Raw genomic sequence first — 11,543 nt, 5'->3', positions numbered from 1 at the left:
GCCGCAGCTCGCCGAGCGCCTGGCCAAGCTGGACATCTTTGCGCCGGCAGATCTGATCCTGCATCTGCCCCTGCGCTACGAGGATGAAACCCGCCTGACCCCGCTGGCCGACGCCCGACCGGGTGTGCCGGTGCAGTGCGAGGTGGAGGTGCAGTCCTGCGAGATCACCCATGGCGGGCGCCGCCAGCTGGTGGTGCGGGCCACCGATGCCAGCGGCGAGGTGATGCTGCGCTTCGTGCATTTCTACCCCAACCAGCAGAAGCAGATGGCTGAAGGCGCGCGCCTGCGCATCTTTGGCGAGTTGCGCGAGGGCTTTTTCGGGGCAGAGATGATCCATCCGCGGGTGCGCCCGGTGGCCGCCAGCGAGCCGCTGCCGGACAGCCTCACCCCCATCTACCCGACCACCGCCGGCATGGCCCAGTCGGCCCTGCGCAAGCTGATCGGCGGTGCCCTGCGCCACAACCCGGTGCACGATGACCTGCCCGACGCCCTGCGGCAGCGCCTGCATCTGCCCTCGCTGCCGGACGCCTTGCGCCTGCTGCATGCGCCGCCGCCGTCGGTGTCGGCCCTGGATATGGAAGACCGGGGCCACCCGGCCTGGCAGCGCATCAAACTGGATGAACTCGTCGCCCAGCAGATTTCCCTGCGCCGTGCCTATGCCGCCCGCCGGGCCAAGAATGCCCCGGCCCTGCCCCTGCACGACACCCTGACCCGCAGCCTGCTGGAGCAACTGCCCTTCGCGCTGACTGGCGCCCAGAGCCGCGCCTTTGCCGAGATCGCCCGCGACCTGGCCTCGCCCCACCCCATGCAGCGCCTGCTACAGGGCGATGTGGGCAGCGGCAAGACCTGCGTTGCCGCGCTGGCCATGCTGCAGGCCGCCGAGAACGGCCGCCAGGCAGTGCTGATGGCGCCCACCGAGATCCTCGCCGAGCAGCACTACCGCAAGCTTGCCGACTGGCTGGCGCCCCTTGGCATCGCCGTGGCCTGGCTGTCCGGCAGCCGGCGGAAGAAGGAACGGGAGGCCACCCTGGCCCGCCTTGCCGCCGGCGAAGTACTGCTGGCGGTGGGCACCCACGCCCTGATCGAAGACCCGGTGGCCCTGCCCCTGCTGGCCCTGGCGGTGGTGGACGAGCAGCACCGCTTCGGCGTGCGCCAGCGCCTGGCCCTGCGCGAGAAGGGACAGGCCGGCGAGTCGCCCCATATGCTGATGATGTCGGCCACGCCCATCCCCCGCACCCTGGCCATGAGCTACTACGCCGACCTGGATGTGTCGGTGCTCGACGAGCTGCCGCCGGGGCGCACCCCCATCGTCACCAAGCTGGTCAAGGACGAACGCCGCGACGAGGTGATCCAGCGCGTCCGCGACGCCTGCCTGAAGGGCCGCCAGGCCTACTGGGTGTGCCCGCTGATCGAGGAGTCCGAGGCGCTCCAGCTGAAGACCGCCGAGGAAAGCTTCGAGATGCTGTCCGCGGCGCTGCCGGAGCTGAAGATCGGCCTGGTGCATGGGCGCCTGAAGAATGACGAGAAGTCCGCCACCATGGCGGCCTTCATTGCCAACGAGGTGCAGGTGCTGGTGGCCACCACGGTGATCGAGGTGGGCGTGGACGTTCCCAATGCCAGCCTGATGGTGATCGAGCATGCCGAGCGCTTCGGCCTGGCCCAGCTGCATCAGCTGCGCGGGCGGGTCGGTCGTGGCGTGCATGAGTCCGTGTGCATCCTGCTCTTTGCCCAGCCCCTCTCCCAGAGCGGGCGGGAGCGCCTCAAGGCCATCTACGAACACACCGACGGTTTCATCATCGCCCGGGAGGATCTGCGCATCCGCGGGCCGGGCGAGTTCATCGGCGCCCGCCAGAGCGGGGTGCCCCTGCTGCGCTACGCTGACCTGGAGGAGGACGCGGTGCTGGTGGACATCGCCCGCGATCTGGCCGAGGAGATCCTGCGCGACGCGCCGCGGGCGGCGGACGTCATTACGGCGCGCTGGTTCGGCGGACGGGCGTCGTTGCTCAAGGCCTAGCGACTTGCCCGGCCTGCCTTCTTCCGCCGCCCGCAGCAAGACCCGTACAATACGGCCCGCCTGCTTCAAGCCCCGCACCCCATGACCCTCGCCCACTTCCCGGGCCGCGACCCTTTCCGCATTGCTGCCTGGCAAGCCCCCCGTCCCATGCGGGGGTGGCTGACCGATGACAGCTCGCTCACGGCCCGCATCCGCGCCCGTTGCGGGCGCTTCTCCCTGCAGGTGGTGAGTCAGGGCAAGGGGCGGGTGATGCCCGACGAGCGGGCCGCCCTGGGGGTGGCACATCATGGCGACCTGTGGATCCGGGAGGTCCTGTTGGTGGCCGATGGCGTACCGGTGGTCTTTGCCCGCTCGCTGGTGCCGACGACGTCCATTCCGGCCGCCTGGCATCTGTTGCGTGGCTTGGGCGGGCGGCCGCTGGCCAACGTATTGTTCAACGATCCCCGGGTGCGGCGTTCGCCCCTGGAGGCGGCGCGTCTGGATACCCGGGATTCCCGCTGGCATCACGCGGCGCGTGCCACTGGCGAACCCGCTCTGCCGTCCCTGTGGGCCCGCCGTTCGGCCTTTCAGCGGGGCGGAGCGCCCTTGCTGATCACCGAAGTCTTCCTGCCTGCCATCCGGAATCTGGCCCCATGAGCACCCTGAGCCTTCCCCAGCGCCTTGACGAGTACAAGAAGCTGATGCGCCTCGACAAGCCCATTGGCATCCTGCTGCTGATGTGGCCGACCCTTTGGGCCCTGTGGGTGGCCGGGGCTGGGCGGCCGGCGCTGGGTGTGGTGGCCATCTTCGTGGTGGGCACGGTGCTGATGCGCTCGGCGGGTTGTGTGATCAACGACTACGCCGACCGGGACTTCGATGGCCATGTGGAGCGTACCCGTCACCGGCCGCTGGCTGCCCGGCGAGTCACGCCGAAGGAGGCCCTGGCTCTGGCGGCAGGCCTTGCGCTGCTGTCCTTCCTGCTGGTGCTGCCCCTCAACGCCCTGACCATCGCCCTCAGCGTGCCGGCGGTCTTCCTGGCGGGCAGCTATCCCTTCACCAAGCGCTTCCTGGCCATTCCCCAGGCCTATCTGGGCATCGCCTTCGGCTTCGGCATCCCCATGGCCTTCGCCGCCCTGCAGGGTGAGGTGCCGATGGTGGCCTGGCTGATGCTGCTGGCCAACGTGTTCTGGGCGGTGGCCTATGACACGGAGTACGCCATGGTGGATCGCCCGGATGACCTGAAGATCGGCATCAAGACCTCGGCGATCACCTTCGGCCGTTTCGACGTGGCCGCCGTGATGATCTGCTATGTCCTCACCCTGGCCCTGCTCGGCTGGGTGGGCCTGATGACCGGCGGAGGGCTGTTCTTTGCAGCCGGGCTGGCGGTGGCCGCCGGCATCATGGTCTATCACTACACCCTCATCCGTGAGCGTGACCGGCCGAAATGCTTCAAGGCCTTCCTCCACAACAACTGGGTGGGGGCGGTGATCTTCGCCGGCTGGGCGGTGGATTACCTCGCTCGGCCGATGGCCTGAACGGCTTCCCGGGTCAGCGCTTGCGGGCCTGGGCGCCGCGCAGCAGGGGGGCCAGCAGGGCGAGGGTGCGCGTCGTCGCACCCCGGTGGGATCTGGCAAAATCGCGTCCCGCTTCGCCCATGCTCTTGCGCCGGACCGGGCTGTGGATGATCTCCAGGGCCAGCTTGAGGCCATCCTCCAGGTTGTCGGCACGCAGGGCCGCTCCGGCTTCGATGGCTTGCTCGCAGACGGCTTTGAAATTGAAGGTATGGGGGCCGACCACCACCGGGCAGCCCACCGCCGTGGCTTCGATGGGGTTCTGGCCGCCGAGCTTTTCCCACGAGCCGCCGATCAGGGCCGTGTCGGCAGCGGCATAGTAGGCGTACATCTCGCCCATCGAATCCCCCAGCCAGACCCGCGTGTCGGCCATCACCGGCTCGTTGCCGGAGCGGCGCTGAAATTTGAGTCCACTTCGGCCGATCAGCCTGGCCACTTCGTCAAAGCGCTGGGGGTGGCGTGGCACCAGCACGAGCAGCACCCCTGGCGGGCATTGGCGTGCGAAGGCTTCCAGCAGGGGGCCTTCCTCGCCTTCACGGGTGCTGGCCGCCAGAATGATCTGGCGCGGGCCGATGCGGTTGCGGAATGCCTCGCCCAGGGCCAGCATGGTCTCGGGTGGGGTGATGTCGAACTTGATGTTGCCGGTGACCTGCAGCCAGCGGGCGCCCAGGGCGGTCAGGCGGCGACCGTCGGCCTCGGTCTGGGCGCCGATGGCCGCCAGGTGGCCAAAGGCATCCCGGGCCAGGCTGCCGGCCCGCCGGTAGCCCCGCGCGGAGCGCTCCGACAGCCGTGCATTGACCATGGCCAACGGGGTGCCGGTGCGGCGGCAGCCCTCCACCAGGTTGGGCCACAGCTCGGTTTCCATCAGCACCCCGATGCGCGGTCGGAAATGGCGCAGGAAGCGCGCGATGGCCCAGGGAAAGTCGTAGGGCAGGTAGGCGCTCTGCACCCGCGGGCCCAGGTTGCCGAAGATCTCGGCGGCGGTGGCCCGGCCGGTGGGGGTCATGTGGGTGAGCAGCAGGCTGCAGTCGGGATGGGCATCGAGCAGCGCATGCACCAGCGGTGCGCTGGCCCGGGTTTCTCCCACCGACACGGCATGGAGCCAGATGAGGGGGCCGACCATGGACGTCGGATAGCGCCCGAAACGCTCCCCCACGTGCTGCAGGTATTCGGGTTGGCGGCGCGCACGCCAGGCCAAGCGCAGACCGATCAGCGGAACGGCCAGGTACCAGAGTGCGGAGTAAAGAAGACGGAGTATCAACGAGGTGCGCCAGGGGCTTGCCGAAGCCTGAAAGTATAACGGTCGTTACAGACGACACGTTCACGGGGGTCAGCCGATTTACCCCGACATGCTCCCGTGAGAAAATGCCGGACCGCTGACGGCGTATCGGGGCATCTTTGCAATCCGGCACGGCCTGACCTGCTTCCCTCAACTTCGAGTACCCCGCGATCATGAAAATTCTCGTCACCGGCGCTGCCGGATTCATCGGCATGCATACCAGCCAGCTCCTGCTGGCGCGAGGCGATCAGGTGGTCGGTCTCGACAACCTCAACGACTACTACGAAGTCCAGCTCAAGCATGACCGGCTGGCCCGTCTGACGCCCCACGAGAACTTCCGCTTCGTGAAGATGGATGTGGCGGACAACGCCGGCATGGCCAAGCTCTTTGCCGAGGAGAAGTTCGACAAGGTGATCCACCTGGCCGCCCAGGCCGGCGTGCGTTACTCCCTGGTCAATCCCCAGGCCTACGTGGAGAGCAACCTGGTGGGCTTCATGAACATCCTGGAAGGCTGCCGTCACAGCAAGGTGCAGCACCTGGTCTACGCCTCCAGCTCCAGCGTGTACGGTGGCAACACCCGCATGCCCTTCTCGGAGCACGACAGCGTCGATCACCCGGTGAGCATGTACGCGGCCACCAAAAAGGCCAACGAGCTGATGGCCCACACCTACAGCCACCTGTTTGGTCTGCCCACCACCGGCCTGCGCTTCTTTACCGTGTATGGCCCGTGGGGCCGTCCCGACATGGCTCTGTTCCTGTTCACCAAGGCCATCCTCGAGGGCAAGCCCATCGACGTGTTCAACCACGGCAAGATGAAGCGCGACTTCACCTATGTGGACGACATCGTCCAGGGTGTCATCAAGACCCTTGATCACACCGCCGAGCCGGACGCCGCCTACAACGCCGATCAGCCCGACCCCAGCACCAGCAACGTGCCCTACCGGGTGTTCAACATCGGCAACAACAACCCGGTGGAGCTGATGGCCTTTGTCGAGGCCATCGAGAGCGCCTTGGGCAAGAAGGCCGAGAAGAACTTCCTGCCCCTGCAGGATGGCGACGTGCCGGCCACCTACGCCAACACCGACGCCCTCAACGCCTGGACCGGCTTTGTGCCGGCCACTCCGGTGCCGGTTGGCATCGGCCGCTTCGTCGAGTGGTATCGCGGCTACTACGGCAAGTAAGCCTCGGTCGAGTCCGGCTGCCTGTGGGCGCTCCACCCGGAAGGGTCGGGCGCCCACTTTCTCTGAATGTCCAATACCGCGTCGGTTAAACTGTCGGCCGGATTTGTTGGATAACCGATAACGATGAAACCACGTTTCGCCCTCGGCATGCTCGCCGTGAGCCTGCTGGGCCTTGTTTCTGCGCCTGCCTTACCCGCCAGTACTGCCGCCTCTGCGCCCACTGCCCTGGTGGCTTTCCAGGGTTACGATGCTCGCTTGAAGGCTGCCCTGGGCGCTGTCGAGGCGGCCGAGCAAGGCGGGCGCGCAGGGGCCTTGAAACTGGCTTCGGCCCTCAATGAGCTGGGTTCGGTCCACGTCCTCAACGCGGATTTCGATCTCGCCGAGCCTGTTTTCGAGCGGGCCCTGTCCCTCCGCGAAAGCCGCCTCGGACCGGATCATCCCGACGTCGCCACCTCCCTGAACAATCTCGGCCTGGTCTATCTGGGGCAGGGCCGTCTTGACAAGGCGGAGGGGCTGCTCAACCGCGCGTTCGACATCCGTGAGGGTGTGCGCGGCTACACCAGCATTGAGGTGGCCAACTCGCTGAACAATCTTGGGGCCTACCACAAGGCCAGGGGTAACTACGCCAAGTCGGCGCTGCTGCACAAGCGCGCCCTTGATCTGCGCGAGCGTGCCCTGTCGCCCACCCACCCGGACGTGGCCATGTCCCTCGGCAACCTGGCCGAGCTGTACCGGGCCCAGGGCTTGTTCCCGGCGGCCGAACCCCTGCAGGCACGGGCGCTGGCAATTCGCGAGAAGGCCCTTGCGGCCGACCACCCCGACATGGCGGCCTCCCTGGGCGATCAATGCGAGCTCCTGCGCGAGCAAGGGCGCTACGCCCAGGCCGGGAAGCTGTGTCTCCGGGCGATGGACATCCGCGAGCGTACCCTGGGGGCCAGGCATCCCGACGTGGCCTTGTCCCTGCTGGCGACGGCCGAGCTGTATCGGTCCCAATATCGTTTCAGTGCTGCCGAGCCCCTGTATCGACGTGCCCTGGAGATCCGTGAGCAGCGCCTTGGCCGTACTCACCCCGAGGTCGCTTCCGCCTTGATCCGGCTGGCTGCCCTGTATGCCGACCAGCGTCAGTACGCGCTTGCCGAGCGCACACTGCAACGGGCCGTGATCATCCGCGAGGAGCGTCTTGGCCGTGATCATCCGGACTATGCCGAGGTGCTGGCACGGCAGGCTGCGGTGGTTAGCGCCCAGGGACGCCATGAGGAGGCCGATGTCCTTCTCGATGAGGCCTTCCTAGCCTTGCAGGACGGGGTGTGGTCCGACCACCCGGCGCTGGTGCTGGCCGAGTCCGTGCGGGCGCGGGTTGCCGTGGCCGAGGGCAATGTTGCCCGGGCCGAGCCCCTGTACCGCCGCGCCCTTGCCATGCGCGAGAAGAATCTGCCTGCTGCCCATCCGGCCGTGGCCCGTGCCCGCTACGAACTGGCCGAGCTTTACCGTCTGCAGGGGCGCTACCTGGAGGCGACGCCCCGGTTCAAGAAGTCCCTTGCTTCACTGGAGCAGGTTTTCGGTCCGGAACATCCCGAATTGCTGCCACCCCTCAATGGCCTGGCCGCGATCAGCCTCGCCAATGGTGAGCAGGGCGAACTCGACGGGTACAACACGCGCCTGCTGGCCATCCAGACCGCCTTCCTCGGGCCGGATCATCCGACCGTTCTGGCCTTACTTGAAACCCAGGCGGACGCCTATCTCGCCCGCAAGCGCTACGGCGATGCTGCGCCCCTCTACAAGCGCCTGGTGACGGGGAGCGAGCTGACGCTCGGCTCCGGCAGCCCGGCCTTCGAGGCTCTGCTCGAACGGGTGGCCGGCATTCACAAGGCCAACGGCAACATGGTCGAGGCCGAGAGCCTTTACCGGCGCCTGCTCACCCTGCGGGAGTCCCGCCCGAATGCCGACCGGGATCCCTCCATCCTGACCTTGCGCCTGATGCTCGCCGATCTGGCGTTTGCCCAGCAGCGCTATGCCGAGGCCGCCACCGACTACCGTTTCCTGCTCGAAACCCGGGCGGCGGTGCTCCATGACGACAATCCCCAGACCGGCGTGATCCTCAACAACCTGGGGGAATCCTGGCGCCTCCAGGGCCGCGCCGACGAAGCCGAGCCGTGCTACCGCCGCGCCATCGCCATTCTCCGCCGGGCTACCGGCGGTGTGAGCGCGGAGCTGGGCAATGCCGAAAACAACCTGGGTGTCTCCCTGTTCGAGCGGCGCGCGGGGCCCGAAGCGGCCGAGCACCTGCTTGAAGCCCTGCGCATCCGGGAAGCCCTCCGTCCGGTGGACGACCTGGACCTGGCCACCTCCCTCAACAATGTGGCGACTGAACGTGTCGCGCGCGGCGATCACCAGGGCGCGCTGCCCTTGCTGGAGCGGGCCAAAGTGATCGTGGACAGGAAGCCCGAAGCGGCCAAACTGCGGGCCACGGTGACGCAGATGCTGGAGTCGGCCAAGGCCCTCGCCCGCAGCAAGGCCGAACAGAAGTGACCCCGGGCCGTTGCCCACCGACCCAAGCCCATGACTGAACAGACTCTTTCCCCTGACTTGCAAGCGCCGCGTCCCATGCTCGGGGAGATGCTGGTTGCCGAGGGCAAGCTCGGTGCCCGGGATCTGGAGCGTGCCCTGTCGGCGCAGGCCGAGATGGGGGGCATGCTGGGATCGGTGTTGATCCGTCTGGGTGTGGTCTCCGACCTGGATGTGGCGCGTGCCCTGTCGCGCCAGCTAAACGTGCCCCTGGTGCTTGCCGACGCCTTTCCGGCCGATCTGCCATTGCCAGAGGGCATTTCGACGGATTTCCTGACGTCTCACCATGCGCTGCCCATCCGCGACGAGGGTGGGGTGCTCACCGTCGTCTGTGCCGAGCCGCAGAACGGCTTCATCGCCAAGGCGCTGCGCCTTGCCACGGGCCTGGACGTGCGACTGGCCATGGGCCTTGAGGGCGACATCGAGGTTGGGTTGAAAGGCCTGCTGGAGGCGCCTGTCGAGGAGGAGGGCGAGGTCGACGGCGGGGATGATTTCGAAGCCGGCGGCGACTTCATCGAGCATCTGAAGGATCTGGCCAGCGAAGCGCCGGTGATCCGCCTGGTGAACCAGATCGTGGCCCGGGTCATCGACCTGAAGGCCTCGGACATTCATCTGGAACCCTTCGACGACGGTTTGCATGTGCGCTATCGGGTGGATGGGGTGATCCAGATGGGCGAGTCCGTGTCCCCGGCCATGTCAGCAGCGGTGGTGTCGCGGATCAAGCTGCTGGCCCATCTCAATATCGCCGAACGCCGCTTGCCCCAGGACGGCCGGATCAACCTGCGCATCAAGGGGCGCGAACTGGATCTGCGGGTGTCCACCGTGCCGACGGTGCATGGCGAGAGCGTGGTGATGCGGGTCCTTGATCGCGCCAGCATCCGCTTCAGCCTGCATGAGATGGGCTTCAGCCGGGATACGCTGGAAGTCTTCGAGTCGCTGCTGCAGCGGCCCCACGGCATCCTGCTGGTCACCGGCCCCACCGGTTCGGGCAAGACCACCACGCTGTATGCTGCCCTCGGCAAGCTCGATGCCCAGGCCACCAAGATCATCACCGTGGAAGACCCGGTGGAGTACCAGTTGGGCGGCATCAACCAGATCCAGGTTCATCCCCAGATCGGCCTGAGCTTTGCCAACGCCCTGCGTGCCATCCTGCGTCAGGATCCGGACATCATCATGATCGGTGAAATGCGCGACGGGGAAACCGCCCAGATTGCCGTGCAGTCGGCGCTCACCGGCCACTTGGTGCTGTCCACCCTGCACACCAACACGGCGGCCGGGGCGGTGATCCGCCTGCAGGACATGGGGCTGGAGCGCTACCTGATCACCTCGTCGGTGAATGGCGTGCTGGCCCAGCGCCTGGTGCGCCGCCTGTGCACGGCATGCAAGGCGCCGGTGGATCTCGATGAAAGCGTGCTTGAACGCAGCGGCCTGAAGCGTTTCATGGGCGGGAGCACCCGCGTCTACAACCCGGTGGGCTGCCCGGCATGCCGCCAGACGGGCTATTCGGGGCGGACCGGCATCCACGAGCTGTTCGTGCTGGGCGAGAGCATGCACCAGGCCATCATTTCGGGTGCCGACGCCACTGCCCTGCATGAAACGGCGCGCAAGTCGGGCATGTTCACCCTCTATGAAGACGGCCTGCGCAAGGTGGCCGCCGGTGAAACCAGCCTGGAGGAAGTCCTGCGCGTGACCCAGGACCAGGGCAATGCCTGAGTTCGCCTACCAGGCCGCCGATGCCAAGGGCGTGCGCCGCGACGGCGTGATAGACGCCCTCAGCGAAGACGCGGCCCTGCGCAGCCTCAAGGCCAAGGGGCTGACGCCCTTGCGCATCACTCCCCCGGGGGCCGGTGCGGTGCAGGCGGCAAGGGACGGCATTCCCCAGCCCACCGGGCGGGCGCCGGCCAAGGGCAAGCCGACCCAGGCCGACCTGCTGGCCTTCACCTCCGAGCTGGCCATCATGTTGCGGGCGGGCCTGTCCCTCGACCGGGCGCTCAAGGTGTTGATCGGCATGAGCCACAAGGCTTCGGTGGGGAGCCTTCTCGCTGGTGTGCTTGATGCCGTCAAGGGCGGCGCGCCCCTGAGCCGCGCCATCGCACCGCATCGCGACTTCTTCGGCGACTTTTACATCAACATGGTCCGCTCCGGCGAGATCGGCGGCCAGCTGAGCGAAGTGCTGACGCGCCTGGTGGAGCACCTGGAGCGCATCCGGGCCCTGCGCGAGAGCGTCATCTCGGCGATGATCTACCCGGCAATCCTGCTGCTGGTGGCGGTGATTTCCGTGATCGCCATGCTCGGCTTCGTGGTTCCCCAGTTCGAGACCCTGTTCAAGGACATGGGCGATGCCCTGCCCACGCCCACCCGCATCGTGGTGGCCACCGGGCATTTCTTCACCGACTACGGCCTGCTGCTGGGGGTTGTGGTGTTTCTGCTCGGGGCCGGCCTGAGCCGCTGGTTTGCCTCCCCGGCCGGGCGCCTGTGGTGGCAGGGCAAGGCGCTGCGCCTGCCGGTGTTCGGGGCCATCTTCCTGAAATACGAGATCACCCGCTTCACCCGTTCCCTCGGCACCCTGCTGGGCAATGGCGTGCCGGTGATCTCGGCCCTCAACATCGCCACCGAAACGGTCGGCAATGTTCATGTCCGCACGGCTTTCGAACGCATTGCGCCGGCCATGAAGGGCGGCGGGCGGATGACCGATGCCCTCTACAAGACCGCGCTGTTTGAACCGATGGCGATCAATCTGGTCCGTGTCGGGGAGGAGACGGGCCGCCTCGACACCATGATGCTCGAGCTGTCGCGCATCCTCGACCGGGAGGTGGAGACCAGCATCAAGCGTGGTCTGACCCTCCTCGAACCCTTGCTAATTCTGACGCTCGGCGTGATGATCGCCGGGATCATCGTATCGATCCTGATGGGCATCCTGTCGGTGAACGATCTGGCGGTGTAAGACTTTTCAA

The 11,543-nt window shown here is 67.1% G+C and carries 8 protein-coding genes; 7 read left to right on the top strand and 1 reads right to left on the bottom strand.

All coding sequences use genetic code 11. From position 1 onward, the window contains the following. The 3 genes from recG to ubiA form a co-directional block, all read left to right on the top strand. Window positions 1-2,014, top strand: a 2,014-nt coding sequence (gene recG, locus J0L98_RS09355; protein WP_296411458.1) for an ATP-dependent DNA helicase RecG, incomplete at its 5' end; no start/stop codon positions are given. 81 nt (window positions 2,015-2,095) lie between these two features. Beyond that, window positions 2,096-2,650: a chorismate lyase gene (locus J0L98_RS09350; protein WP_296411457.1), complete on the top strand. Its 555-nt coding sequence runs from the start codon at window positions 2,096-2,098 to the stop codon at window positions 2,648-2,650. Next, window positions 2,647-3,528: a 4-hydroxybenzoate octaprenyltransferase gene (ubiA, locus tag J0L98_RS09345; RefSeq protein ID WP_296411456.1), complete on the top strand. Its 882-nt coding sequence runs from the start codon at window positions 2,647-2,649 to the stop codon at window positions 3,526-3,528. Before J0L98_RS09350 ends, ubiA begins: the two co-directional genes overlap by 4 nt. Window positions 3,529-3,541: 13 nt before the next feature. On the opposite strand, the gene waaA is transcribed toward ubiA, so the two are convergent. Beyond that, window positions 3,542-4,825 (bottom strand): lipid IV(A) 3-deoxy-D-manno-octulosonic acid transferase, encoded by a 1,284-nt coding sequence (gene waaA, locus J0L98_RS09340; protein WP_296411455.1) that lies wholly within the window; start codon window positions 4,823-4,825, stop codon window positions 3,542-3,544. A 191-nt stretch (window positions 4,826-5,016) separates the two neighbouring features. Between waaA and J0L98_RS09335 the strand changes: the two genes are divergently transcribed. The 4 genes from J0L98_RS09335 to J0L98_RS09320 all read left to right on the top strand — a co-directional run bounded on the left by J0L98_RS09335 (window position 5,017) and on the right by J0L98_RS09320 (window position 11,533). Then, window positions 5,017-6,024: an NAD-dependent epimerase gene (locus tag J0L98_RS09335; RefSeq protein ID WP_296411454.1), complete on the top strand. Its 1,008-nt coding sequence runs from the start codon at window positions 5,017-5,019 to the stop codon at window positions 6,022-6,024. A 123-nt stretch (window positions 6,025-6,147) separates the two neighbouring features. Next, window positions 6,148-8,553 (top strand): tetratricopeptide repeat protein, encoded by a 2,406-nt coding sequence (locus tag J0L98_RS09330; protein WP_296411453.1) that lies wholly within the window; start codon window positions 6,148-6,150, stop codon window positions 8,551-8,553. 30 nt (window positions 8,554-8,583) lie between these two features. Further along, a complete protein-coding gene (locus J0L98_RS09325) occupies window positions 8,584-10,302 on the top strand; it encodes an ATPase, T2SS/T4P/T4SS family (protein ID WP_296411452.1) in 1,719 nt (572 codons plus the stop codon). Next, on the top strand, window positions 10,295-11,533 hold the full coding sequence (locus J0L98_RS09320) for a type II secretion system F family protein (RefSeq protein ID WP_296411450.1): 1,239 nt from the start codon (window positions 10,295-10,297) through the stop codon (window positions 11,531-11,533). Before J0L98_RS09325 ends, J0L98_RS09320 begins: the two co-directional genes overlap by 8 nt. Window positions 11,534-11,543: the final 10 nt, after the last annotated feature.

The sequence above is a fragment of the Zoogloea sp. genome (assembly GCF_017302315.1).
In the GTDB taxonomy this organism is placed as follows: Bacteria; Pseudomonadota; Gammaproteobacteria; order Burkholderiales; family Rhodocyclaceae; genus Zoogloea.
Note: the sequence above shows the minus strand (reverse complement) of the source record. Positions and strands in the feature narration are given on the sequence as shown.